The organism is Corynebacterium vitaeruminis DSM 20294, assembly GCF_000550805.1.
GTDB lineage: Bacteria > Actinomycetota > Actinomycetes > Mycobacteriales > Mycobacteriaceae > Corynebacterium > Corynebacterium vitaeruminis.
Window position 1 is genome coordinate 402173 of record NZ_CP004353.1, and the last position, 23956, is coordinate 426128.

Sequence of the window (23956 nt, forward strand, 5' to 3'; positions counted from 1 at the left end):
CTCGAAACCCGAGTTAGGTCAGATTAGTGCCGAAATTAGGGTTGGAGGATTTTGGTGACGATGGCTTGGGTGTCAGCGGGTAGCGGTGTCGCGGCGTGGATGGCGCGGCCGGCGACGGTGAGTTCGAAACTCCGGTACTTTTTCAAGGTTCTCACGAGTCGTTTGATGGTTTCCCCTGTGGCGTTTTCCATCATTTTGCTGATCGCGAGTGCAGCCATCACGATGTTGAGGTGAGCGTTGATGGAGTCGTGCTTGCGCGCGTATATCGGCCTGGCCTGGAGGTCTGATTTTGCCATCCGAAACGACCGCTCAATGTTGAGCAGTCGACGGTACATCCCCAACACATCAGAAGCAGACATGCTGGTCAGGGTGGTTTCGTATCCTTTGATTCCTGCTAGCTGCCGGTGTTTGGCAGCGAGTGTGAAGTTGACTTGTTTGTTCGGGGCTTTCAAATCAACGTAGCGATTGCGTTTGATGGCTACCTCACCGTTGACAGCACGCTTGGCTTTGGCGAGCTGCTCGTCGATCCCACGGACGGTTCGCCTAGCTCGATCAAACGAGTAGTGATAATGCGTCACCGAGTTCGGGGTACCGCTTTGACGTCCGTCGGAAAACGACGGCTGTGACCAGATCTGCCCGTGGGTGTACTCCAGTCCGGGATGTTGACGTACCCAGGAGGCAATAACCTCAGGCACGTTGGGCACTTTGGTGGACAAAATATAGTCCAGACCAGCATCGATAATCGCTTGCTTGTTACCAGCAGAAAACATGCCCGCATCAGCGACGACAGTGACCTCGTTTAAGTTGTAGGCCTGCTGGAAAGCTCGAATCATCGGCAGCATCGTGTGCGTTTCTGCTTTGTTGCCTTCGAACGCCCCAATATGCAGTGGAAAACCGGTTTGGTCGGCGAGCAACCCGACCAAGATTTGGGGTTCGACTCGCCGTTCTTTGGAGTACCCAGATTTGCGAAGATCATCCGGGGTGTCAGTTTCGAAATACAAGGTCGTGACATCGTAGAGAATGAAACTTCCCCGACCAACACCTGCGTGACGAGCCAAGCACTGGGACAGGATTTCCCGGAAATCATCCGTCGCGTACCCGGGTAGTCGGCGTTGGATCGTTTTGTAGCTTGCCGACGCAACACCTACTTCCGCAAGAGTTTCAATCGAGTCCAATTTCGATCCGGGTTGGATAATCCGAGCCCTGACTAGATCCAAAAACACCTGATCGTCACCGGTTGCAACATCCAAACCAAGCCGCTGGTAACACGCGTCAATACAGTCAAGTAGATACCCGGCCTTCTGCCCCGTCACCGGGAGTGGATTGTCCTTCGAACCGGATCCGCCTAGGGCTGTGCCCAAGCCCCCTAAGGGGAGATCTAAGACCAGCTGGTCCCCGTCGATGATGCGCTGCGCTTGAGCCTTTAACAACGACAATTCATGCTCATCGTGAGCTGATCCGACATGCCGCAGCGTCTTTTTGCCCGCATGCTCACCAAAAACAACTTGCACAGCGGTAGCCCCAGAAGCAGTCTTCACAGTACGGACATAGGGACTCATAAAAGATCACACTAACAGCTACCCCCACGACCGCACCCTTAGTGCCGAAAAACCACCACCAACCAACACAAACCACCAGGTCAACACGTCAAGGACTAATATGTCACACCAAAATGACCTAAGTCAGGTATAATCGGCGACCATGTTCAACTCGCAATCGAACGCCAGGATCCGCCGCCTCGAAAACCGCGTCGCCGCCCTCGAGGCGGCCGTCGTCGCGCTCGGGGGCAGGCTGCCCGCGCCGGAGGAACTCCTCAGCGACCGCGTTAAGGCGATCGCCGATCGGGGCAAGCTCGTCGCCGCTATCAAAGCCCACCGCGAGGACACCGGCGCCGGGCTCGTCGAGGCAAAGGAAGTCGTAGAGGCGTACGCGAGGCGCGGGTAGGTTCGGTGCTATGTGGCGTCGAAAAGCGAAATCACCGCGCGGCGATCGACCTTGCCAGGGCCGGTGAGCGGGAGCGAATCGACGCGCAGGATCTGCTTCGGCAGCTGCCAGCGCGGCAGGTCGTCGAGGGCCTCGATGATGTCGGTAGGCTGCGCCGTGCCCACGTAGACCGCGCAGATCGCCTGGCCGAGGCGCGTGTCGGGCACGCCGACCACGCACGCGGCCTTGACGCTCGGGAGGTCGGTCATGCGGCGCTCGAGCACCTCGGGGTGGATCTTGAGCCCGCCGGAGTCGATGATCGTGTCCAGCCGGCCGGTGACCGTGAGCACGCCGCCGTCGAGGTAGCCGGTGTCGCTGGTGACAAACCAGCCGTCGCGGAAGGCGTCGCTTGGCACGTTGCGGTAGCCGCGCGCGATCATGGGGCCGCCCAGGTGGATGCGCTCGTCGACGATGCGCACGCGGGCGCCGGGGATGGGTCGGCCGTCGTAGACGCAGCCGCCGGAGGTCTCCGAGGAACCGTAGGTGCTCACCACGCGGATGCCCAGCTCGCGGGCGGCGCGGCGATCGTCGGCGCGCAGGGGTGCGCCGCCAACCAAGATGGCGTCGAACAGCCGCAGCGCCTCGATGCCGACGAGGGTGTCCATCGCCTTGAGCAGCTGCATCGGCGTGAGCGAGGTGTAGCGGCGATCGGCCTCCTCGGCTAGGCGCGCGGCGGCGGTGGCGAAGGTGGGTACGTGGAAGCCGCCGCGGACGTCGACGCTCGCCGGGTCGATGCCCGCGATGAGCGAGCGCACGAGCACCTGGATGCCCGCGATGTGGTGCGGCGGCATTGCCAAAAGCCACGCGCCCTCGCCGCCTAGGAACTGGTGGGTGGCGTCCGCGCTGGAGACTAGGTTGAGCGGGGTGAGCATGGCGCCCTTCGGCGTGCCGGTCGAGCCGGAGGTGGCCACGACGAGCGCGACCTCGGGTTCGATCTCCTCGCCGACGCGCAGGCTACGCCTCAGCAGCTGGGCGCGGCCGGGATCGTCGATCGGCAGCGGGGCGATGGCGCGCTGGCCAGCGATGGCTTCTTCGAGGACGTCGAGAGTGGGCGCGAGGTTCGATGGGTCGACGACGTGAGGCTCCAGCTTGTGCACCCGCAAAATATTACGCTTATCGACGCCCATGGCCGCTCATCCGCACTACAGTTGGAACGAAAAGGATTTTCCATGAAATTGGGGGCATCGTGCGTCGGCTGGTCATCGTCTCGCTTCTCGGCTCGCTTACGGTGGCGGCACCGGCGCAGGCGCAGGAGGTGTGCCCGGCGGTCGAGGTGATCACGGCGGCGGGCTCCGGCGATGCCAACCCGGCCGATGACCCGAACGACCCGATGGGGTTCACCACGGGCACCAACCACGCGCGGATCATGGAGGAGCGCTTTGAGGGGGTGCGCTCGTGGCAGCTGCCCTACTCGGGTTCGGTGGGGATCATCGGGTCGAACGACAAGGTGGGCTTGGCTGAGATCCCCAACTACGCCGAATCCGAGGCCGACGGGGTGGCGCGGCTCGACGCCCACGTGAAGGAGGTGCGGTCCGCGTGCCCGGACGCGGCGTTCGTGCTCACGGGGTTCTCCCAGGGCGCGCAGGTGGTTGGCGACGTGCTGGCGGGGCTGTCGCCGGAAAACGCGTCGCGGGTGCTGTCGGCGTACCTGCTGTCGGATCCTCGGCGCGGACATAATGATGGCGCGCAATTAATCGAGACCAATTGGGGTCCGATCCCGCCGGAGACCGCCGGGTTTGCCGGGCCGCGCGCGGAAGGTACCTTCGCCCGCTACGGCGGTGCGGTGCGCAGCATCTGCAGCCACGAGGACCCGGTGTGCGACACCCCGACCGACGGTCTGCTCGCGGCGGCGGGGCAGTGGGCGATGCAGGCCGACGGCTCGGCCTACCACGTGACCCCGGTGGTGGCCTTCGACTCGATGCTCAAGGACGGCAGCTTCGTGGCGGCGGTGGCGCCCGTGGCCCCGGCGCTGGTGCGCGCGCTCGGCGCGGGCGATGTGGCCGGGGTAGGGGACGGGTTGCGCCAGGCGGCGGCGACCCCGTGGCTGAGCGAGGCGCAGCGCAACACGATGACGCTGACCGCCCACGAGGTAGAGGACCTGCTCGGCTACCTCGCAGGCCGCGGGTACGCCCAGGTGGCGCCCGTCGCAGGGACAGGAAGCACGGACCTCGACGCCGTCCTGGCCCTCGCGCAGCTCGCGAGCGCGCCCGAGGTGGCGGACTCCGTCCCGCAGGCGTTGCACATGTTCGATCGCCACTTCAACTACCGCGGCGAGACCCTGAACTTCACCACGATCGACGGGGTGCGCGTGGACGATTGGTTGGTGGCCAGCATGTCGGAGGACATCGCCGCCCATCTGGGGCGTCCCGAGGCGCGCGTGGCCGCCGTCCCCGCCGGGCAGCGGCTGGGGCCGGGGCAGTTCGTGGGGCGCGCGCTGTGGGAGGTGGCCAACCGGGTGCTCGGCGCCCGGCACCCGCTCTCGCGGGCGCTGTGGGCGTACTTCGAGCTCTAGTAGTAGTAGGGGAACTCGGACCAGTCCGGGTCGCGCTTCTCGAGGAAGGAGTTCTTGCCCTCGACGGCCTCGTCGGTCATGTATGCCAGGCGGGTGGCCTCGCCCGCAAAGACCTGCTGGCCCATGAGGCCGTCGTCGGTCAGGTTGAAGGCGAACTTGAGCATGCGCTGGGCGGTGGGGGACTTGCCGTTGATTTCGCGGCCCATCTGGATGGCGGCGTCCTCGAGGTCGGCGTGGTCGACGACCTCGTTGACCGCGCCCATCTCGTACATGCGCTGGGCGTCGTAGGTGCGGCCTAGGAAGAAGATCTCGCGGGCGTACTTCTGGCCCACCATCTTCGCCAGGTACGCGGAGCCGTAGCCCGCGTCGAAGGAGCCGACGTCGGCGTCGGTCTGCTTGAAGCGAGCCTCCTGACGCGAGGCGATGGTCATATCGCACACAACATGAAGGGAGTGCCCGCCGCCGGCGGCCCAGCCGTTAACCACGGCGATGACGACCTTGGGCATGGTGCGGATGAGGCGCTGGACCTCGAGGATGTGCAGGCGCCCGCCCTCGACCTTGGTGCGCGCCTCGTCGACGGTGGAGGCGTCCGCGGTGGCGTCGTCGCGGGCGTGCTCGATGGCGTACCGGTAGCCGGAGCGTCCGCGGATGCGCTGGTCGCCGCCGGAGCAAAACGCCCAGCCGCCGTCCTTGACGGACGGGCCGTTGCCGGTGAGCAGCACCGTGCCCACGTCCGGGGTGCGGCGGGCGTGGTCGAGGGCGCGGTAGAGCTCGTCGACGGTGTGCGGGCGGAAGGCGTTGCGGACCTCGGGGCGGTCGAAGGCGATGCGCACGATGCCGTCGGCGCGGGTATCGCCGCGCAGGCGGTGGTAGGTGATGTCGGTGAGATCCTCGAAGCCCGGGACGGGCTTCCATAGCTCGGGCTTGAACGGGTTGTCGGTGCTATAGCTCATTGCCACATTGTATCCGTCGCGCCGGGGTGCCTACGCGGTGCGGCGGCGCATCGACACCGCGGCCAGCGCCAGGAATACCACGAGGAAGGCCAGCAGCACGAGCATGTCGGTGCCGATCGATCCGCTGCCCGCGCTCACCTTCTTGATGGCGTCGACGGCGTAGCTTAGCGGCAGCACGTCGGAGATCTTCTCCAGCACGGTGGGTAGCTGGTCGCGGGGGACGAGCAGGCCGCACAGCATGAACTGCGGGAAGACCACCGCGGGCATGAACTGCACCGCCTGGAACTCCGTGCGAGCGAAGGCGGACGCGAGAAGCCCTAAGGCGGTGCCCGCGAGGGCGTCGATAAGCGACACCGCGAAGAACTGCCAGAGCGAGCCCTCGATGGCGAGGCCGAGCAGCCACAGCACCACCGTGGCCGAGACAATCGTCTGCACGATGGACAGCACGGCGAAGGCGAGCGAGTAGCCGCCGATGAAGTCGATGCGGTGAACCGGCATGCTCAGCGTGCGTTCCAGCGTGCCGGAGGTGCGTTCGCGGAGCGTGGCCACCGAGGTGACCAGGAACATAACCGTGAACGGGAAGAGCGCGAAGAGAGACGGCGCGATGCGGTCGAACATCTGCGTGTCCGAGTAGATCCACGCGAGCAGGCTCATGAGGGTCGCGGGCAGGATGACAAGGAGCGCGAGCGTGCGGCGGTCGCGGCGGATCTGCTGCAGGACGCGGCGGGCGATGATCAGGGTCGCGGTGCTCATTTCATCAGCTCCAGGAAGGCTTCCTCGATGGTGGCGGTGTGGGTTTCCTGCTTCATGGCCGCAGGGGTCGTGGCGTAGATGGTGCCCTCGCGGATGAGTAGCAGGTCGTCGCAGTGCTCGGCCTCGTCGAGGACGTGGCTGGAGATGATGAGCGTCTTGCCCTCCTCCTTGAGCTCGTTGAACATTGCCCACAATTGAATGCGGAGAACTGGGTCGAGGCCCACGGTCGGCTCGTCGAGCACGAGAAGCTCCGGGTCGCCCACGAGCGCCATGCCGAGGCTCACCCGCGAGCGCTGGCCACCACTTAGATTGTTGACAATAGTATTGATTTTGTCCTGCAAGTCGACCTTTTCGATGATCTTCGCCACCCGTGCCTTCGGCTGCTTGAGCAGCCCCGCGCAGTAGGCGAAGTTCTCCTTCACCGTGAGGTCGCCGTACACGCTCGCCTGCTGGGTGGCGTAGCCGACCCGGGAGCGCAGTGCGGGGGAACCCGCGGGCAGCCCCAGCACGGAAAGCGATCCAACGGTCTTCGCCTGCGTGCCCACTATCATGCGCATGAGGGTGGACTTGCCCGCGCCCGAAGGGCCGATGAGTCCCGCGATCTGGCCCCGGGGAATGCGGAAGGTGAGCGGCGTGAGCGTGCGCGCCTGCGCCTCCCGCGCCTCGACCGCCCACGGCCCGGTAGTTGTGTGCGTCGTCATGCCTTCGACGCTAGAAAAGCGGGGCTAGGCTGGCAAGCATGGTGAATAAACAACCCGGGCGCCCGAAGGGCGGCACCGACACCCGCCGCCTGCTCGTCGAGGCAGCAATGGAGGAGTTTCTCCGGCGGGGCTACGGACGGGCCAGCGCCCGCGGCATCGCGCGCCGCGCCGGGTGCGACCACACCATGGTGAATTATTATTTCGGCTCCAAGGACGGCCTCTTTAACGAGGCCTTCGGGCTCGAGCTGAGCCCCAAGGAGCTGCTTGCCGGAATGCGCCAGCGAATCCGAACCAAACAAGAGGCAGCACGCCTGCTTCCGGGCCTGCTCGCCCACGCGATCTTCCGCTACTGGGAGGATCCACGCTTCCGCGGCACGGCCATGCCGATCATCGATCAGGTCTTCCTCCAGCGAAGCGTCGACCTGCAAAACCTCTTCCGCGAGTTCGTCGAGCAGGGCATCTACTCCGAGCTGCGCGGCCTGCTCTACCGGCTCTATGGCGCCGGGGCCACCCAGCGCGCGGCGGGCTGATCGTCACCCGCTACGTGGCGGGCGTGGGCCCCATGGCCGAGATGCCCGGACGCGACGCGCAGGCGGTGATCGAGCGGCTCATCGCCTCGCAGCTGGCTTAGTAGGCTTAGACCATGTCTAATTTTGCACCCACACTCGATGAGGTCCTCGAACGCGCCCGCGTCGTAGCACTTCCTATGCGCGTGAAGTTCCGCGGCGTGACCACCCGCGAGGCGCTGCTCATCGAGGGGCCCGCCGGCTGGGGCGAGTTCTCGCCCTTCCTCGAGTACGGGCCCGAGGAGTCCGCCGCGTGGCTGCGCTGCGGGCTCGAGATGGCCTACCAGGGCCCGCCCGCTTCGCTGCGCGAGCGCATCGAGGTCAACGCCACCATCCCCGCCGTGCCCGCAGGTCAGGTCGCCGAGGTGCTGGCGCGCTTCCCGGGAGCGCGCACGGTGAAGGTCAAGGTCGCCGAGAAGGGGCAGACCCTCGCCGACGACGTTGCCCGCGTCAAAGCCGTCCGCGAGCTCAACCCGCAGGCCATCATTCGCGTCGACGCCAACCGCGGCTGGACCGTCCCCGAGGCGCTCGAGGCCGCGAAGAAGCTCGCGCCGCTGGACTACATGGAGCAGCCGTGCGCGAGCGTCGACGAGCTCGCCGAGCTTCGGCAACTGCTTGTGCGCAATGGTTTGTTCGTGCGCGTCGCGGCCGACGAATCCATCCGCCGCGCCCAGGACCCCTACGAGGTCGCCCGGCGCCACGCGGCGGACGTCGCCGTGGTCAAGGCCGCGCCGCTGGGCGGACCGAGCCGGGTGCTCGAGCTGGCCAGCTTCATGCGCGCCCGCGGCCTCGACATCACGGTCGCCAGCGCTCTCGACACGGGAGTGGGCATGAACGCCGGGCTCGCCGCGGTCGCCGCCCTGCCGCGCCACGCCGATGACGAGCACATCGACGTCCCGCCCGCCGCCGCTGGCCTTGCCACCCAGAGCCTCTTCGTTGAGGACGTCACGTGCCCGCGCTTGCTTGTCGACGGCCACCTCACGGTGGAGATGCTCGATCCCGAGCCCGACCGCCTCGACGCGCTCGCGGCCCCGGCCGCCCGCCGCGACTTCTGGCTCAACCGCGTGCGTGAGTGTTGGGAACACCTCGCACTCTAAGATTGTTCTCATGACAACAATGGCCGATGGTCACGACACCATTCGCGTCCGCGGCGCGCGCGTGAACAACCTCAAAAACCTCGACGTCGACATCCCCAAGCGCAGGCTGACGGTGTTCACCGGCGTGTCCGGCTCGGGCAAGTCCTCGCTGGTCTTCGGCACGATCGCCTCCGAGTCCCGCAGGCTCATCGACGAGACCTACTCCTCGTTCATCCAGGGCTTTATGCCCTCGCTCCCGCGCCCCGACGTGGACACGCTCGAGAACCTCTCGCCCGCGATCATCATCGACCAAGAGCGCATGGGTGCGTCCAGCCGCTCGACGGTGGGCACCGCCACCGACGCCAACTCCATGCTGCGGCTCGTCTTCTCGCGCCTGTCCGAGCCCTACGTGGGAACCTCCGGGCACTTCTCCTTCAACCTGCCCGAGGGCATGTGCCCCACCTGCGAGGGCTCCGGCGAGGCCGCCACCCTCGACTATTCCGCCTTCCTCGACGAATCCAAGTCGCTCAACGAGGGCGCGATCACCGCCCCCGGCTTCGAGGTGGAGCAGTGGTACTGGAACACCTACGGCAACGACCCCACCCTCGACAACGACAAGAAGATCGCCGACTACACGCCCGAGGAGCGCGAGTGGTTCCTCCACGCGCCCCAGCAGAAGGTGAAGGTCGGCGGCAAGAACGTTACCTACGAGGGCCTGGTCACCCGCATCCGCCGGCTGTGGATCGACAAGCCGGAACCGCCGAAGGCCAAGCAGATCGTCGACTTCGTCGCGCGCGTGTCCACCAAGTCCACCTGCCCGGACTGCCTGGGCACCCGGCTCAACGAGGCCTCGCGCACCGCGACCGTAGGCGGCAAGACCATCTCCGAGTGCCAGGCCATGCAGGTCGACGAGCTGGCCGAGTTCATCGACGCCCTGGGCGACCCCCGGGTCAAGCCCGCGCTCGATTCCCTCAACGGGATCCTGGGCGCCATGGTCGAGGTGGGTCTTGGCTACCTCAGCCTCGACCGGCCAGCCGGGACGCTGTCCGGCGGCGAGGCCCAGCGCGTGAAGATGGTGCGGCACCTGGGCTCGCCGCTCTCGGACGTCACCTACGTCTTCGACGAGCCCACGGCCGGTCTGCACCCGCAAGACATCACCAAGATGAACGCTCTTCTGCGCAAGATTCGGGACAAGGGCAACACCGTGCTCGTCGTCGAGCACAAGCCCGAGGTCATCGCCATCGCCGACCACATCGTCGACATCGGGCCGGGCTCCGGCGAAGGCGGCGGGCGGCTCGTCTACGCGGGCCCGCCCGAGGGGCTGAAGGCCACCGATTCCATCACCGCCGAGTACCTCGAGCGCGGCATTACCCTCAACGAAAGCCCCCGACAGGCGTCGACAAGCAAAAAGATCGGACCGGTCAACCGCAACAACGTGCGCGGCGTGGAAGCGGAGATCCCCCTGGGCGTGCTGACGATCGTGACGGGCGTGGCGGGCTCGGGCAAGTCCACGCTCATCGAGGAGGGGCTCAACAGCCAAGACGGCGTGCTGGTGGTCGACCAGTCCGCCATCCGCGGCTCGCGGCGCTCGAACCCCGCCACCTACACCGGCCTGCTGGACAAGATCCGCGCGAAGTTCGCCAAGGACAACAAGGTCAAGCCCGCGCTGTTCTCGGCGAACTCCGAGGGCGCGTGCCCCAACTGCAACGGGCTGGGCGTGACGTACATGGATCTGGCGATCATGGCGGGCGTGGCCAGCACCTGCGAGCTCTGCGGCGGCAAGCGTTTCAAGGAGGAGGTGCTCGCGTACACGATCGCGGACAAGTCGGGCGCGGAGTACTCCATCGCGGACGTCCTCGACATGTCCGTCGAGCAGGCGCGTACCGTGTTCACCTCGGGCGAGGCGAAGAAGATCCTCGACCGGCTGATCTCGGTAGGGCTGGGGTACGTGCGCATCGGCCAGCCGCTCAACACGCTGTCCGGCGGCGAGCGACAGCGCCTCAAGCTCGCGGCGCAGATGAACGACGGCGCCGACATCATCGTCCTCGACGAGCCCACCACCGGCCTGCACCTGAAGGACACCCAGACCATCATCACGATGATGAACGACCTGGTGGACCAGGGCAAGACCGTCGTCGCCATCGAGCACAACGTCGCCTGCATGGCCGCGGCCGACTGGGTGATCGACATGGGCCCGGACGCGGGCGCGCACGGCGGGCGCATCGTCTTCGAGGGGACCCCGGCGCAGCTGGCGGCCTCCGAAACGCTGACCGGGCGGCACCTCAAACTAGAATGTGGGGCATGATTTCTTCGCCCGAGCTAGCCCACCTCGTCGCCGCCGAACTCGCCCGCCACATAACCGACGTGGTCGTGTGCCCCGGCTCGCGGAACTCGGCGCTCTCGCTGGCGCTGCTGGCCCGCGCGGACGTCCGCGTGCACACCCGCATCGACGAGCGCTCGGCGGCGTTCCTCGCGCTCGGCATGGCGCGCGCCACCCGCCGCCACGTCGCGGTGCTCACCACCTCCGGCACGGCCGTGGCCAACTGCCTGCCCGCGATGGTCGAGGCGCACCACTCGCACACCCCGCTGGCGATGATCTCCGCCGACCGCCCCGAGCGCCTGCACGGCACCGGCGCCAACCAGACGATCACCCAGCAGGGCATCTTCGGCGATGCCGCCCGTACCGTGCAGATCACCCAGGAGGCCGCCGCCGGTCGCCCCCTCGGCGAGCTCGGCGCCGTCGTCGACGAGGCCTTCTCCAGCGCCCAGGTCCACCTCAACGTCGCGCTCGATACGCCGCTTGTCGACGGCCTCCCGGCCGTCACCGGCACCCCGCGCAGGCTCGGACCCTCCGCCGCGGGAAGAATCGACCACGGCGAGATCGCCCTCGACCGGTCCAAGAACACCCTGGTCATCGCGGGCGATGAGGCCTGGGAGGTCGACGGCCTCCAGGACGTTCCCACCATCGCCGAGCCCACCGCGCCCGCGCCCTTCAACCCGGTCCACCCGCTGGCGGCCGGGGTCTTCTCCCGCGAGCAGGTCTCGGCGGAGGGCTTCGTCGTGGACACCAAGCCCGCCCAGGTCGTGGTGGTCGGCCACCCGACCCTGCACCGCGGCGTGCTCGCCCTCCTCGAGGACCCCGCGATCGACCTGTACGTGCTCACCCGCAGCGACGTGGTCACCGATCCCGCGCGCCGGGCCGCGGCAGTGGGCACCCGCGTCAAGGCTACGGGCGCGCCCGCGAAGCAGTGGCTGAAGATCTGCGAGGCCGCCAGCGACCTCGCCGCCGAGGCCGTCCGCGAGGTCCTCGACGAGGAGGAGTTCGGCTTCACCGGCCTGCACGTCATGGCGGCGGTCGGCGACACGCTGGCCACCGGCGACACGCTGTTCGTGGGCTCCTCCAACCCGGTCCGCGACGCTGCCTTCGTCGGCATGCCCTTCGACGGCGTGGACACCTTCGCTGCGCGCGGCACCGCGGGCATCGACGGCACGAACTCCCAGGCCATAGGCGTGGCGCTGGCCGTGCAGGCCGCCCACCCGGACGAGCTCCGCGCCCCGCGCACCGTGGCGGTCATGGGGGACGTGACCTTCCTCCACGACGCGGGCGGCCTGCTCATCGGCCCCGACTCGCCGCGCCCGGAGAACCTCACCATCGTGGTCGCCAACGACGACGGCGGCGGGATCTTCGAGACCCTCGAGGTCGGCGGCGAGCAGTACCGTCCTTCCTTCGAGCGCGCGTTCGGCACCCCGCACGGCGTCGACATCGCCTCCCTGTGCCAGGCCTACGGCATCGAGCACCGCGAGGTCAGCGGCCTCCAGGAGCTCATCGAGGCGCTCATCGACACCACCGACCTCGGCGGCTTCACCGTCATCGAGGCCCGCACCACCCGCGAGACCCGCCGCGCCATGCACGAGGCGCTGGCGAAGAAGGTGGCCATGTGAACCAGATCCCGGACTACCGCCCCGAGGGGATCAGGCGGCGTGCCCACCAGCTCGCGCTGTTCCTCTACGCCTGCGCGCTCGTGGGCTGCCTCGGGATGGTGGTCGGAGCCGGGCTCAACGACCGCACCATCGACGCCGATCCCGGCCGCGCGCTCGCGAAGGTCACAGACGTCTCCCGCCTGCGCACCACGGTCGAGTTCCAGGACGAGGACGGCATCTACCACTCGCCGCCCACCGGCCTGCTCTATCCCACCGGCCTCGGCGAGGGGCAGCGCGTGTGGGTCACCTACGCGAAGTCGAACCCGGACCTGGTCAAGGTCGAAGGTCGCAAGTGGACGCTCTCGCTCATCCCCGCCGGCAGCACGGCGGCCGCGGCGACGATCGTCTTCCTCGTCATCTGGTGGCTCACCAGCAAGCTCACCCGCGCCTACATCGCCCGCCGCGGCAAGCTCCAGCAGGCGGCGTCCCACAGCGAGATCCGCATCAAGCTGCAATAGCTTATCGACGCTACGCCGGTGCCCTCATCTGCTTGAAAGGCGCTCAGAGTAGGTGCCGCCTATCATTAGAATCCTTATTTAATGGGGAGAGCCCAAAAATAGGCCGTCGCCCGATGCGATTAACGCCGAGTTTCAAAAACCGTCAGTAACTCTTAGCATCGATGTTGACCGACGTTGGAAAAGGAAGGGGAGTATCGGGCGCATGCGTGTAGCCATCGTCGCGGAAGCCTTCCTCCCCAACGTCAACGGAGTCACCAACTCCGTGCTTCGAGTCCTCGAGCACCTCGAGCGAACCGGCCACGAGGCCATCGTCATCGCCCCGGGCGCCAGGGACCACGAGGAGGAGATCACGCACTACGCCGGAGCCCGCATCGTGCGCGTACCCACCGTCATGGTGCCGCTGGTCAACTCGCTCCCGGTGGGCGTTCCGTCGGCGACGGTGCTGGAGACGCTGGCTGAGTTCAAGCCGGACGTCGTGCACCTGGCCTCCCCGTTCGTGCTGGGCGCCGCGGGCGCCTTCGCCGCCCGGCAGCTGCGCATCCCCGCGGTGGCCATCTACCAGACCGACGTCGCGGGCTTCTCCCAGCGCTACCACCTCGCCTCGCTGGCCGCCGCCAGCTGGGAGTGGACCCGCACCATCCACAACATGTGCCAGCGCACGCTGGCTCCCAGCTCACCCACGATCGACGCGCTCAAGGTCCACGGCATCAACCACATCCACCGCTGGGGTCGGGGAGTGGACTCGGTCCGCTTCCACCCGTCCAAGCGCTCCGAGGGGCTGCGCCACGCCTGGGACCCCACGGGTAGGAAGAAGCTCGTCGGCTTCGTCGGCCGGCTTGCCAGCGAGAAGGGCGTGCACCGCCTGCAGGCCATCCACCCGCGCGAGGACGTCCAGCTGGTCATCATCGGCAGCGGCCCCGAGCAGGACTACCTCGAGCAGCTCCTGCCCAACGCCCACTTCATGGGTGCGCTGTCGGGGGAGAAGCTCGCGCAGGCCTACGCCAGCCTCGACGTGCTGGTCCACACCGGCGAGTTCGAGACCTTCTGCCAGGTGGTCCAGGAGGCGCAGGCCTCCGGCGTGCCCACCATCGCCCCGCGCGCGGGCGGCCCGGTCGACCTCATCACCCCGGGCAAGAACGGCCTGCTCCTGGACGTCGACGGCTTCGAGGACGAGCTGGGGCCGGCCGTCGACCAGCTCACCCGCCCGGACCTCCTGCCCGCGCTCAAGGAATCCTGCCGACGTGGCGTGCGCACCCGCACGTGGGAGGCGCTGTGCGAGCAGCTCGTCGGGCACTACGAGGCGGTCATCTCCTCCGCGCAGGAGGTGCCGCTGACCATCATCGGGCAGCGCCCCGCCCTCCCGCGCTGGGCGCAGAAGGCGCTCGGTGCCCGCATTTAGGTGGCCCCCATATAGAATCGGCTAGGTGGCTAAGGCATCACTAGATAAGAAACCCTTCGAAGTCGCCCGCATGTTTGACGCGGTCGGCGCGAAGTACGACCTGACCAACACCGTCATGACCGGCGGCCTCGATCGCCTGTGGCGCAAGCGCACCCGCGAGGTACTCGGCATCGGCGCGGGCGACAAGGTCCTCGATCTCGCGGCGGGCACGGCGGTGTCCACCGTCGAGCTGGGCAAGTCGGGCGCGTGGTGCGTGGCCTGCGACTTCTCCCAGGGCATGCTCGCGGCCGGTAAGGATCGCTCGGTGCCCAAGGTCGTCGGCGACGGCATGCACCTGCCGTTCGCGGACGACAGCTTCGACGCCGTCACCATCTCTTATGGGCTGCGCAACATCCACGACTTCCGCCAGGGCCTGCGCGAGATGGCGCGCGTGACCAAGCCCGGCGGGCGGCTGGTGGTGGCGGAGTTCTCCACCCCGACCGTGCCCGTGATCAAGACCATCTACAAGGAGGGCGTCCTGCGCGCGCTGCCAGCCGTGGCGCGCACCGTCGCCTCCGACCCGGAGTCCTACGAGTACCTCGCCGACTCCATCCGCGCCTGGCCCAAGCAGGAGGAGCTGGCCCAGGCCATCAACGAGTCCGGCTGGCACAACTGCGGCTGGGTGAACCTCACCTTCGGCGTGGTCGCCCTCCACGTCGCCACCAAGTAACTAGGACCACAGCGGGGCACCGGGGTGTACCCGGTGCAGCACCGCACCCGCGCCGCGCCAGGCGCGGGCGACGAGGTCGCGGTCGGCGTCGGTGACGAGGTTTCCCATGAGCCTCGCCGCGGCCGGCATGAGGACCCGCGCCAGGGGTCCGCGCAGGCCGAGCGGCCCCACTGCGGGGAGGAACGCGGGGTAGGTGAGCAGCCTGGCCGCCGTCCGCGCCAGCAGGAACGCCTCGCCGTACTCCCGGCGCAGGACGAACGGCCACACGAGCGTGAGGTCGCGCCGGGGATCGACGAGCTCGGCCGCGAGCCGGGCGGTCTCCAACGCGTAGTCGATGCCCTCGCCGTTGAGCGGGTTGACGCAGGCGGCGGCGTCGCCGACGAGCATCCAGTTCGCGCCCGCCACGCCGCTGACGGCCCCGCCCATGGGAAGCAGCGCCGAGGCCACCTTCTGCGGCTGCCCGAAGCCCCACTCAGGGCGGGTGAGCTCCGCGTACTGCCCGAGCAGCTTCTTCGTGTTGATCCTAGCCGGGCGCCTGTCCGTGGACAGCGCGCCGCAGCCCACGTTCGCCTGGCCGTTGCCGAGCGGGAAGATCCATCCGTAGCCCGGCTGGATCTCACCTTGGGCGTCGCGAAGCTCGACGTGCGAATGGATCCACGGCTCGCGCGAGCGCGGGGTGTCGCAGTAGGAGCGGGCGGCGATGCCGTAGACCTCGCCCTTGTGCCACGTGCGCCCGAGCGTCTTGCCGAAGGTGGAGCGCACGCCGTCGGCGACGATGACGGTCCCCGGCCGCACCACGCGCCCGTCCGTGAGCGTCACCGCGGAGATCCGGGCGCCGGAGTGCTCGGCGGACGCCGCGCCCACGCCCTGCCAGACGCTCACCTCCGGGCGCGCCGCGGCGGCCTGGAGAAGCAGGTGATCGAGCTCGGTGCGCGGCATCGCGGAGCTGACCTGCCCGAACTCGGTGTCCGGCCACGGCACCTCCACCGACCCGCCGTAGCCGTGCAGCTTCAGCCCGTTCGAGCGGTACCGCGCGGTGATCGCGCCGTCGAGGCCGAGCAGCCGCAGCTGGTGCATCGCGCGCGGGGTGAGCCCATCGCCGCAGGTCTTGTCGCGCGGAAACGATTGCGTGTCGACGACCAAGGTTTCCAGCCCCCGGGCTGCGCAGTGCAGCGCCGCCGCGGAGCCAGCCGGCCCCGCGCCCACGACGAGCACGTCCACGCGCGTGGGGTCCGAGGAATAAGAAGGAGAGTCGAAGGCCTGGAAAGTCACGCCCTCCATTGTCGCAGCAGGAAATCTCGACATGCCACCCCGGGTGTGTCTCCGCGCGGACTTTCGACTACGGTAAATGCGTTAGACATATGTTTGGTGTGGCCTGAGGCTCCCTCACCCAATGGGATGCCCGCCTTGAAAGGGCGCGAATCAAGTAGTCTTGATCGTAATTTGGCCAGCGATGATTGAAGAGGCTTTGAACGCATGAGCAACGGTGCACAGGTGTCCCAGGCAAGTCACGGGGATGCGGCTGTTGGGGCGCAGGTGGACCTTGGCGACGAGGCGCTCAACGCCGCCATCGGCACCGGACTGGCCAGGGTCGAGACCCTGCTGCTCGGCGAGCTCAACAAGGGCGAGGACTTCGTCACCGACAAGGTGCTGCACCTCGCCGAGGCCGGCGGCAAGCGCTTCCGCCCGATGTTCGCCCTCCTGGCCTCCAACTATGGCCAGACCCCGCTGAGCGACGACGTGGTCAAGGCCGCCGTCGTCGTGGAGATGACCCACCTGGCCACCCTCTACCACGACGACGTGATGGACGAGGCGGACAAGCGCCGCGGCGTGCCCAGCGCGAACGCCCGCTGGAACAACTCCGTGGCCATCCTGGCCGGCGACATCCTGTTGTCCCACGCCTCCCGCCTCATGGGCGAGCTGGGCGCTCCCACCGTCCTCCACTTCGCCGACACCTTCGGCGTGCTGGTCACCGGACAGATGCGCGAGACCATCGGCGCGGGCCAGTCCAACGCCGTCGACCACTACATGAAGGTCATCAGCGAGAAGACCGGCATCCTCATCTCCTCGGCGGGCTACCTGGGCGGCATGCACTCGGGCGCCAGCGAGGAGCACATCAAGGCGCTGCAGGCCTACGGCTCAGCCATCGGCATGGTGTTCCAGATCGTCGACGACTTCATCGACATCTTCTCCGAGTCCAAGGACTCCGGCAAGACCCCCGGCACGGACCTGCGCGAGGGCGTGTTCACCCTCCCCGTGCTCTACGCGCTGGAGGAGGACTCCGCCATTGGCGAGGAGCTGCGCGGGCTGCTCACCGGCCCTGTGGAGGACGAGGAGACCGTGGCACACGTGATCGACCTGCTGCGCGAATCCACCGGTCGCGAGCGCGCGCTGGCGGACGTCGCCTTCTACCTCTCCGAGGCCGAGAAGGCCCTCGAGGTGCTGCCCGAAAACGCGACCACGGCGGCGCTGCGCAGCCTGGCTCAGTTCGCCGCCTCGCGGGTGGGTTAACCCCGCAAAAACGCGGGTTGGCGTGCAGATTTGCGCAACCACCCATCCCTCGTAGTACAGTATGTACCGCACCACGGTGCACGCCAGGTTGCCCGAGCGGCCAAAGGGAGCGGATTGTAAATCCGTCGGCATTGCCTACAGAAGTTCGAATCTTCTACCTGGCACACTTTCACACCCCAGTACGCGGAAGCGTGCTGGGGTTTCGTGCGTCTCCGGGGTCGTTGCGTTGGTGCGCCGTAGGCGTCGACAAGCGAGTGCTTGAAAGGCGCTAAAAATCGGCGAAAAGCTGTAACGACCTGCGGATTTGTGTAAGTAGCGGTGTTCGGGTTAATCTTTTGAAGGCTTCAGCGAGCAAGGCGGAACACAAACCGCACTACTTAGAAGAAGCTGTGCCCCCTTAGCTCAGTCGGCAGAGCGTTTCCATGGTAAGGAAAAGGTCGACAGTTCGATTCTGTCAGGGGGCTCTGTTGTTTTTCTAGCCTGGTTAGGAAAACGACGGGTCTGGCGGTGTAGCTCAGCTGGTTAGAGCGCACGACTCATAATCGTGAGGTCGAGGGATCGAGTCCCTCCACCGCTACAATCTTCCCCAACGGTTACTGATCGTTGGGGATTTTTGCATTGTCGACGCCTCGCGGCCCGTTCCCCTCGTGCGGTATGTGCCCCCACGCTGCCGAGTTTGTTTAACGCGCGGGGCGTCTGATAAAGTACCAACTCGTTGCACGAGTGCAGGCGCCAAGCTTGCTGCGTGCCACGAGAATCGGGGCCTGGCCTCGAGGATCGCCACTAGGGGCGTAGTTCAATTGGTAGAGCAACGGTCTCCAAAACCGTAGGTTGCAGGTTCGAGTCCTGTCGCCCCTGCAAAACAAGGCCAGAAGTTTTTGCTTCTGGCCTTTTTGCTTCCCCGTCATCGCTGATGGGGTTCGTCGCCGAGTGTTTGGTATACTCGTACACTTGAACGCCTGCCGAGGAGCCCTCCGCGGCGGCAACGCCAAAGGGAACTTCCCGCAGAACACGATCGATGACATGAGGAGCGCCGTGTCCGAAGAACAGCCAGAGAAGGTCGGGGCAGCAGTGCGCCCCACCGGCAAGCGTCAGCTGGCGGGCGTGAGCACAACCACCGTCTCCTCCGACGAGGCCAAGAAGTCCATCGCTAAGGACTCCGAGGAGAAGAAGGGCAACAAGGTCGCCAGCTTCATGCCCGAGGTGGTCCAGGAGATGAAGAAGGTCATCTGGCCGACCCTGCGCCAGATGATCAGCTACACCTTGATCACCTTCGGCTTCCTCATCGTGATGACGGCCTTGGTCGCCGGCGTCGACTTCGTCGCAGGCCTCGGAGTTGAGAAGATCCTCACTCCGTAGCTAAGATAAAGAAATACTTTTTGTCATCCCGCCGAGTTCTTATCCCAAGGAACGGCGGGATAACTTATGCACCAGATGCCCGCGGGGCGCCGTTTCGCAGGCCAGGGCCGCCAGCAATGGCGGTAGACTGGTAAGCCAGCAAGCGCCGCCGACGGTGGCGGGGATTCTCCCGCCGCGGGCGCACTAAACACAGGAGAGATACATGAGTGACGCATCCTTCGCCGATGCCTTCGAAGAGGAAACTGAGGGCGGCTCCATCGCTGACGCCTTCGACGAGGCCGTAGAGGCTACGATTTCCGCGGATGCTTCCGAGGATGCGGGCGCCGGTGCTCCCGAGGCCCCGGCCGAGGGCGAGGAGGCGCAGTCCGTCGAGGCCGCCGCCGCAGCGCTCGGTGACACCGCCGAGGCGGGCGAGGAAGCCCCCGCGGAGGCCGCCGAGGAGGCCGAGCCGGACGCCGAGTACAAGGCGCGCCTGCGCAACTACATCCGCGAGCTGAAGAAGCTGCCGGGCCAGTGGTACATCATCCAGTGCTACTCGGGCTACGAGAACAAGGTGAAGACCAACCTGGACATGCGCGCCCAGACCCTCGAGGTGGAGGACTCCATCTTCGACGTCGTCGTCCCGATCGAGCAGGTCGAGGAGATCCGCGACGGCAAGCGCAAGATCGTCAAGCGCAAGCTGCTGCCGGGCTACGTGCTGGTCCGCATGGACATCAATGACCGCGCCTGGTCCGTCGTCCGCGACACCCCGGGTGTGACCAGCTTCGTGGGCAACGAGGGCAACGCGACCCCGGTCAAGCACCGCGACGTGGCCAAGTTCCTCATGCCGCAGGAGACCGTCTCCGGCGACGCAGAGACCGCGGCCACCACTGCCGAGGGCGAGAAGGTCGTGGCCATGCCCACCACCGCCGCCAAGCCCGCGGTCGCCGTCGACTACGAGGTGGGCGAGGCCGTCACCATTCTCTCCGGCGCGCTCGCCGGTGTGTCCGCCACCATCTCCGAGATCGACGCCGAGAACTCCAAGATCCGCGCGCTCGTGTCTATCTTCGGCCGCGAGACCCCGATGGAGCTCACCTTCGACCAGATCGAGAAGATCTCCTAAGCGCCTTGTAGCGCAGACCCCGCCACCGGCTCCGAGTTTGGGCTGGTGGCGGGGTCTGCTGTATGCTAGTAAATCGCGTGTTTTTCGCGCTGTTCAATCGTATTTTTCCCGGTGGCCCAGTCACGCAAAGAGGAAGGCCCCGCCTCTAAACAGGCGGTGACTTTGAGCTGGACTGGGCATCCGGACGGTGCCCCGGTCGTCGACCATCATTTCGACCGAGAGTTGCCGTTAACAAGGAAGTAGGTAAAAAAGATGGCTCCCAAGAAGAAGAAGGTCACCGGCTTCATCAAGCTGCAGATCGAGGCTGGCGCCGCTAACCCGGCTCCTCCGGTCGGTCCGGCCCTTGGTGCCCACGGCGTCAACATCATGGAGTTCTGTAAGGCGTACAACGCCGCTACGGAAGGCCAGCGTGGCAACGTGATCCCGGTTGAGATCACCGTCTACGAGGACCGCTCCTTCGACTTCAAGCTGAAGACCCCGCCGGCTGCCAAGCTGCTGCTGAAGGCCGCTGGCATCCAGAAGGGCTCCGGCGTTCCGCACACCCAGAAGGTCGGCACCGTCACCCTTGACCAGGTCAAGGAGATTGCCCAGACCAAGATGGAAGACCTCAACGCCAACGACATCGACAACGCTGCCCGCATCATCGCCGGCACCGCCCGCTCCATGGGCATCGTCGTCGAGGGCTAATTCCAGGCCCCGGCTTGAACCCCAAGCCCCGCCTGAAGGCGGGGCGCACGTGGGAGGGCCCGCTCCGGCCCGAACCACACATCCTCTACTGAAATTTAAGGATTCACAATGAGCAAGAACTCCAAGACTTACAAGGCTAACGCCGAGCTGGTCGACAAGACCCGCCTCTACAGCCCGCTGGCCGCCGCTGAGCTGGTCAAGAAGACCTCCTCCAAGAACCACGACGCCACCGTCGACGTTGCCATCCGCCTGGGCGTTGACCCGCGCAAGGCCGACCAGCTGGTCCGCGGCACCGTCTCCCTGCCGAACGGCACCGGTAAGACCGTCCGCGTCGCCGTCTTCGCCGAGGGCGAGAAGGCCACCGAGGCCGAGGCAGCTGGCGCTGACATCGTCGGCACCGCCGAGCTGATCGAGCAGATCACCGCTGGCACCATCGACTTCGACGTCGCCATCGCCACCCCGGATCAGATGGCCAAGGTCGGTCGCGTGGCCCGCGTCCTCGGCCCGCGTGGCCTCATGCCTAACCCGAAGACCGGCACCGTCACCACCGACGTTGCCAAGGCCATCACCGAGGTCAAGGGCGGCAAGATCTCCTTCCGCGTGGACAAGGCTTCCAACCTGCACGCCATCATCGGCAAGGCTTCCTTCGACGCCAAGGCACTGGCTGAGAACTACGGCGCTCTCCTCGACGAGATCAACCGCCTGAAGCCGTCCTCCTCCAAGGGCATCTACGTCAAGAAGGTCACCATGACCTCCACCTTCGGCCCGGGCGTCCCGGTCGACGCTTCCGTGCAGAAGAACTACACCGAGGCATAAAGAACGAGAGTTCTAGCTTTTGAGGCACCCGCTCATTGAGTGGGTGCTTTTTTCGCTTTCCGACGCCTACGGCTAAGGAACCGAACGGCGAATTCCGCCGTTCGAGGATGTGGCACTACCTTTTCTTCTTGGAAGGAACACACCATGACGCTCGTCATCGGAAATAAGTAGGTCTCCCGCGTGGGATACGGGATGGGAAGCCTCACCCGCAAGGCCGAGACGCAGGAGGGCTTCGACTCCGGCGTCGAGCTCCTTAGGCACGCGCTCGGGCGCGGCGTCACCTTCTACGACACCGCCCAGTTCTACGGCAACGGCCGCGCCAACGAGCTGCTGCGCGCCGCCTTCGCCGACCGGCGCGAGGACGTGTGCCTGGCCAGCAAGGTCGGCGCGCGCCCGCTGGTCGGCGGCCCCGTGCCGATGACCGCGGCGCAGAGGCCCGCCGAGCTGCGCCAGGCGGTGGAGGAGAACCTCGAGGCTTTCGGCACCGACTACCTCGACCTCGTCTACATGCGGCGGATGGACATGCTGCCCGGGCTCGTCATCGACGACCCGGAGCAGACGGTCGCGCTGGAGGAGCAGCTCGAGGCGCTCGCCGCCATGCGCGAGGAGGGGCTCATCAAGGCGATCGGGCTCAGCCACGTCGACTCCGCGCAGCTGGCCACGGCCCTGCCGTACGGCATCGCCGCGATCTCCAACATCTACAACCTGCTGGATCGGAAGTGGGAGGACATGTTCGCCGTCGCGGAGGAGCACGGCATCGCGTGGTCGCCATACTTCCCGCTGGGAGGCGGCGGATTCGCGGGCCTGCCCAAGGTCACCGAGCTCCCCGGCGTCGTGGAACTCGCGGGCGAGCTGGGCGCGACCCCGAACCAGGTGGGGCTGGCCTGGCTGCTCGCGCACAGCCCGCAGTCGCTGGCCATCGCTGGCACCTCGAGCATCGGCCACCTAGACGAGAACATCGACGCCGGTGCGCTCGAGCTCAGCGCCGGGCAGATCGCCGCCCTCGAGGAGGCAGCGGCGGCCGCCTAGGGGTTGAGATGGCCAGCGAAGCGTCGATAAGCAGGCGATTTGGACAAAGGGCCGCGCCTGTGTAGGCTACCTTATCGAAGTTTGAATGACCGCCTGAAAGCGGTCGCACTCAAGTTTCACCGAAGACCGTCGGTCGGCCGCGAAAGCGGCCCGAAGGATTCCAAGCAATTGGGACGGCCCACGCAGGAGTCACTTAGAGTTCACCCCTCCTTTTCGGAGTATGTGCGCCCTGTGCTCTTGCACGGGGCTTTTGCTTTGCGGCAAGGGCCTCGGCGGATCAACACATAGACATGAATGAGGAAGGAGGCGAAGTAATGGCAAACCCGAAGAACACTGCTTCTCTCGCAGAGCTGAAGACTCGTTTCGCAGAGGCTAACGCCCTCGTGCTGACCGAGTACCGCGGCCTGACCGTGGCACAGACCACCGAGCTGCGTCGTGCTCTTGGCGCTGACGTCCAGTACTCCGTCGCCAAGAACACCCTTCTGAAGCTTGCTGCAAAGGAAGCTGGCTTCGAGGGCCTTGATGATCTCCTTACCGGCCCGACCGCTGTCGCCTTCATCAAGGGCGAGGCTGTCGACGCTGCGAAGGCGATGAAGAAGTTCGCTTCTGACAACAAGGCTTTAGTCGTCAAGGGTGGCTACATGGATGGCAACGCCCTGACCCCCGCTCAGGTCGACGCCATCGCCGAGCTGGACAACCGCGAGACCACTCTCGCAAAGCTGGCTGGCGCCATGAAGGGCAACTTGGCAAAGGCCGCAGGCCTGTTCAACGCTCCTGCTTCCCAGGTCGCTCGCCTCGCGGCAGCGCTCCAGGAGAAGAAGGAAGCTTAAGGAGTTCTTGCTGCACGCGGCATAAGCTCTTTACACACCTTAAAAACACATACTTTGAACAACCGGCCCGATGGCGCGGGGGTTCGCAACCGAAAGGAATACCATTATGGCTAAGCTCACCAAGGACGAGCTCATTGAGGCTTTCAAGGAGATGACCCTGATCGAGCTCTCCGAGTTCGTGAAGGAGTTCGAGGAGGTCTTCGAGGTCACCGCTGCTGCTCCGGTTGCCGTTGCTGCTGCAGGCGTTGCTGGCGGCGAGGCTGCTGCCGCTGAGGAGAAGGACGAGTTCGACGTCGTCCTCGAGGACGCAGGCGCCAAGAAGATCGGCGTGATCAAGGCTGTCCGCGAGATCGTCTCCGGCCTGGGCCTGAAGGAGGCTAAGGAGCTGGTCGAGTCCGCTCCGAAGGCTATCCTCGAGGGTGCTAACAAGGACGACGCTGAGGCTGCTAAGGCTAAGCTCGAGGAGGCTGGCGCAAAGGTTACCCTCAAGTAATCTCGCTTACTTCCTTTATAACTCCCGCCACGGTGCAA

At 66.3% G+C, this 23956-nt stretch carries 23 protein-coding genes and 4 tRNA genes; 21 read left to right on the forward strand and 6 right to left on the reverse strand.

Annotated features, from left to right (window positions below):
- Positions 1–35: 35 nt before the first annotated feature.
- A complete protein-coding gene (locus tag B843_RS01975) occupies positions 36–1559 on the reverse strand; it encodes an IS1634 family transposase (RefSeq protein WP_025251850.1) in 1524 nt (507 codons plus the stop codon).
- A gap of 142 nt (positions 1560–1701) precedes the next feature.
- Between B843_RS01975 and B843_RS01980 the strand changes: the two genes are divergently transcribed.
- The gene (locus B843_RS01980; RefSeq protein WP_025251851.1) at positions 1702–1944 is read left to right on the forward strand and encodes a hypothetical protein; all 243 of its coding nucleotides are present in this window, start codon (positions 1702–1704) and stop codon (positions 1942–1944) included.
- A gap of 8 nt (positions 1945–1952) precedes the next feature.
- On the opposite strand, the gene menE is transcribed toward B843_RS01980, so the two are convergent.
- Positions 1953–3080, reverse strand: a complete 1128-nt coding sequence (gene menE / locus B843_RS01985; protein ID WP_025251852.1) for an o-succinylbenzoate--CoA ligase — start codon at positions 3078–3080, stop codon at positions 1953–1955.
- Positions 3081–3169: 89 nt separating this feature from the next.
- Between menE and B843_RS13715 the strand changes: the two genes are divergently transcribed.
- A complete protein-coding gene (locus B843_RS13715; protein ID WP_025251853.1) occupies positions 3170–4495 on the forward strand; it encodes a cutinase family protein in 1326 nt (441 codons plus the stop codon).
- Here the strand turns inward: B843_RS13715 and B843_RS01995 are convergent.
- From B843_RS01995 to B843_RS02005, 3 genes are read right to left on the reverse strand one after another with little or no spacing between them, the layout of a single operon-like run.
- Complete coding sequence (locus B843_RS01995; protein ID WP_025251854.1) at positions 4492–5448, reverse strand: 1,4-dihydroxy-2-naphthoyl-CoA synthase; 957 nt, start codon at positions 5446–5448, stop codon at positions 4492–4494. The genes B843_RS13715 and B843_RS01995 overlap by 4 nt on opposite strands.
- A gap of 30 nt (positions 5449–5478) precedes the next feature.
- Complete coding sequence (locus B843_RS02000) at positions 5479–6201, reverse strand: ABC transporter permease (RefSeq protein WP_038595158.1); 723 nt, start codon at positions 6199–6201, stop codon at positions 5479–5481.
- Positions 6198–6902: an ABC transporter ATP-binding protein gene (locus B843_RS02005; RefSeq protein ID WP_081751466.1), complete on the reverse strand. Its 705-nt coding sequence runs from the start codon at positions 6900–6902 to the stop codon at positions 6198–6200. Before B843_RS02005 ends, B843_RS02000 begins: the two co-directional genes overlap by 4 nt.
- 38 nt (positions 6903–6940) lie before the next feature.
- Between B843_RS02005 and B843_RS13180 the strand changes: the two genes are divergently transcribed.
- The 7 genes from B843_RS13180 (at position 6941) to B843_RS02040 (ending at position 15091) form a co-directional block, all read left to right on the forward strand.
- Complete coding sequence (locus tag B843_RS13180) at positions 6941–7432, forward strand: TetR/AcrR family transcriptional regulator (RefSeq protein WP_025251856.1); 492 nt, start codon at positions 6941–6943, stop codon at positions 7430–7432.
- Between the two features lie 113 nt (positions 7433–7545).
- On the forward strand, positions 7546–8565 hold the full coding sequence (locus B843_RS02015) for an o-succinylbenzoate synthase (protein WP_025251857.1): 1020 nt from the start codon (positions 7546–7548) through the stop codon (positions 8563–8565).
- A 10-nt stretch (positions 8566–8575) separates the two neighbouring features.
- Positions 8576–10849: an ATP-binding cassette domain-containing protein gene (locus tag B843_RS02020; RefSeq protein WP_025251858.1), complete on the forward strand. Its 2274-nt coding sequence runs from the start codon at positions 8576–8578 to the stop codon at positions 10847–10849.
- The gene (menD, locus tag B843_RS02025) at positions 10846–12486 is read left to right on the forward strand and encodes a 2-succinyl-5-enolpyruvyl-6-hydroxy-3-cyclohexene-1-carboxylic-acid synthase (protein ID WP_025251859.1); all 1641 of its coding nucleotides are present in this window, start codon (positions 10846–10848) and stop codon (positions 12484–12486) included. The genes B843_RS02020 and menD overlap by 4 nt, the downstream gene beginning before the upstream one ends.
- Positions 12483–12983, forward strand: a complete 501-nt coding sequence (locus tag B843_RS02030) for a DUF3592 domain-containing protein (protein WP_025251860.1) — start codon at positions 12483–12485, stop codon at positions 12981–12983. The genes menD and B843_RS02030 overlap by 4 nt, the downstream gene beginning before the upstream one ends.
- A 202-nt stretch (positions 12984–13185) precedes the next feature.
- Positions 13186–14382: a glycosyltransferase family 4 protein gene (locus tag B843_RS02035; protein ID WP_025251861.1), complete on the forward strand. Its 1197-nt coding sequence runs from the start codon at positions 13186–13188 to the stop codon at positions 14380–14382.
- Positions 14383–14407: 25 nt separating this feature from the next.
- Positions 14408–15091 carry a demethylmenaquinone methyltransferase gene (locus B843_RS02040; protein WP_038595162.1) on the forward strand — a complete coding sequence of 228 codons (684 nt, stop codon included), beginning with the start codon at positions 14408–14410 and terminating at the stop codon, positions 15089–15091.
- Here B843_RS02040 and B843_RS02045 read toward each other — a convergent pair whose 3' ends face one another.
- The gene (locus B843_RS02045) at positions 15092–16372 is read right to left on the reverse strand and encodes a geranylgeranyl reductase family protein (protein WP_051483431.1); all 1281 of its coding nucleotides are present in this window, start codon (positions 16370–16372) and stop codon (positions 15092–15094) included.
- Between the two features lie 195 nt (positions 16373–16567).
- On the opposite strand from B843_RS02045, the gene B843_RS02050 reads away from it, so the two are divergent.
- The 12 genes from B843_RS02050 (at position 16568) to rplL (ending at position 23918) form a co-directional block, all read left to right on the forward strand.
- The gene (locus tag B843_RS02050; protein ID WP_025251863.1) at positions 16568–17602 is read left to right on the forward strand and encodes a polyprenyl synthetase family protein; all 1035 of its coding nucleotides are present in this window, start codon (positions 16568–16570) and stop codon (positions 17600–17602) included.
- A gap of 82 nt (positions 17603–17684) precedes the next feature.
- Positions 17685–17766 (forward strand) — tRNA-Tyr (locus B843_RS02055).
- A gap of 227 nt (positions 17767–17993) precedes the next feature.
- Positions 17994–18066, forward strand: a tRNA-Thr gene (locus B843_RS02060).
- Positions 18067–18105: 39 nt separating this feature from the next.
- Positions 18106–18179: transfer RNA gene (locus tag B843_RS02065), tRNA-Met, on the forward strand.
- Between the two features lie 208 nt (positions 18180–18387).
- Positions 18388–18460: transfer RNA gene (locus B843_RS02070), tRNA-Trp, on the forward strand.
- Between the two features lie 177 nt (positions 18461–18637).
- Positions 18638–18961, forward strand: a complete 324-nt coding sequence (gene secE, locus B843_RS02075) for a preprotein translocase subunit SecE (RefSeq protein WP_025251864.1) — start codon at positions 18638–18640, stop codon at positions 18959–18961.
- A 202-nt stretch (positions 18962–19163) separates the two neighbouring features.
- Positions 19164–20063 carry a transcription termination/antitermination protein NusG gene (nusG, locus tag B843_RS02080; RefSeq protein ID WP_025251865.1) on the forward strand — a complete coding sequence of 300 codons (900 nt, stop codon included), beginning with the start codon at positions 19164–19166 and terminating at the stop codon, positions 20061–20063.
- Positions 20064–20315: 252 nt separating this feature from the next.
- On the forward strand, positions 20316–20750 hold the full coding sequence (gene rplK, locus B843_RS02085) for a 50S ribosomal protein L11 (protein WP_025251866.1): 435 nt from the start codon (positions 20316–20318) through the stop codon (positions 20748–20750).
- Positions 20751–20858: 108 nt separating this feature from the next.
- The gene (rplA, locus tag B843_RS02090; RefSeq protein ID WP_025251867.1) at positions 20859–21566 is read left to right on the forward strand and encodes a 50S ribosomal protein L1; all 708 of its coding nucleotides are present in this window, start codon (positions 20859–20861) and stop codon (positions 21564–21566) included.
- 192 nt (positions 21567–21758) lie between these two features.
- Positions 21759–22595 carry an aldo/keto reductase gene (locus B843_RS02095; RefSeq protein ID WP_197020784.1) on the forward strand — a complete coding sequence of 279 codons (837 nt, stop codon included), beginning with the start codon at positions 21759–21761 and terminating at the stop codon, positions 22593–22595.
- A 314-nt stretch (positions 22596–22909) separates the two neighbouring features.
- Positions 22910–23425 carry a 50S ribosomal protein L10 gene (gene rplJ / locus B843_RS02100; RefSeq protein ID WP_025251868.1) on the forward strand — a complete coding sequence of 172 codons (516 nt, stop codon included), beginning with the start codon at positions 22910–22912 and terminating at the stop codon, positions 23423–23425.
- A 106-nt stretch (positions 23426–23531) separates the two neighbouring features.
- Positions 23532–23918 carry a 50S ribosomal protein L7/L12 gene (rplL, locus tag B843_RS02105; protein ID WP_025251869.1) on the forward strand — a complete coding sequence of 129 codons (387 nt, stop codon included), beginning with the start codon at positions 23532–23534 and terminating at the stop codon, positions 23916–23918.
- Positions 23919–23956: the final 38 nt, after the last annotated feature.

Coding starts and splice junctions, on each gene's coding strand:
- B843_RS01975 (WP_025251850.1), bottom strand. CDS start 1,559: ATGAGTCCCTATGTCCGTACTGTGAAGACTGCTTCTGGGGCTACCGCT.
- B843_RS01980 (WP_025251851.1), top strand. CDS start 1,702: ATGTTCAACTCGCAATCGAACGCCAGGATCCGCCGCCTCGAAAACCGC.
- B843_RS01995 (WP_025251854.1), bottom strand. CDS start 5,448: ATGAGCTATAGCACCGACAACCCGTTCAAGCCCGAGCTATGGAAGCCC.
- B843_RS02000 (WP_038595158.1), bottom strand. CDS start 6,201: ATGAGCACCGCGACCCTGATCATCGCCCGCCGCGTCCTGCAGCAGATC.
- B843_RS02005 (WP_081751466.1), bottom strand. CDS start 6,902: ATGACGACGCACACAACTACCGGGCCGTGGGCGGTCGAGGCGCGGGAG.
- B843_RS13180 (WP_025251856.1), top strand. CDS start 6,941: ATGGTGAATAAACAACCCGGGCGCCCGAAGGGCGGCACCGACACCCGC.
- B843_RS02015 (WP_025251857.1), top strand. CDS start 7,546: ATGTCTAATTTTGCACCCACACTCGATGAGGTCCTCGAACGCGCCCGC.
- B843_RS02020 (WP_025251858.1), top strand. CDS start 8,576: ATGACAACAATGGCCGATGGTCACGACACCATTCGCGTCCGCGGCGCG.
- menD (WP_025251859.1), top strand. CDS start 10,846: ATGATTTCTTCGCCCGAGCTAGCCCACCTCGTCGCCGCCGAACTCGCC.
- B843_RS02035 (WP_025251861.1), top strand. CDS start 13,186: ATGCGTGTAGCCATCGTCGCGGAAGCCTTCCTCCCCAACGTCAACGGA.
- B843_RS02045 (WP_051483431.1), bottom strand. CDS start 16,372: ATGGAGGGCGTGACTTTCCAGGCCTTCGACTCTCCTTCTTATTCCTCG.
- B843_RS02050 (WP_025251863.1), top strand. CDS start 16,568: ATGAGCAACGGTGCACAGGTGTCCCAGGCAAGTCACGGGGATGCGGCT.
- nusG (WP_025251865.1), top strand. CDS start 19,164: ATGAGTGACGCATCCTTCGCCGATGCCTTCGAAGAGGAAACTGAGGGC.
- rplK (WP_025251866.1), top strand. CDS start 20,316: ATGGCTCCCAAGAAGAAGAAGGTCACCGGCTTCATCAAGCTGCAGATC.
- rplA (WP_025251867.1), top strand. CDS start 20,859: ATGAGCAAGAACTCCAAGACTTACAAGGCTAACGCCGAGCTGGTCGAC.
- B843_RS02095 (WP_197020784.1), top strand. CDS start 21,759: ATGGGAAGCCTCACCCGCAAGGCCGAGACGCAGGAGGGCTTCGACTCC.
- rplJ (WP_025251868.1), top strand. CDS start 22,910: ATGGCAAACCCGAAGAACACTGCTTCTCTCGCAGAGCTGAAGACTCGT.
- rplL (WP_025251869.1), top strand. CDS start 23,532: ATGGCTAAGCTCACCAAGGACGAGCTCATTGAGGCTTTCAAGGAGATG.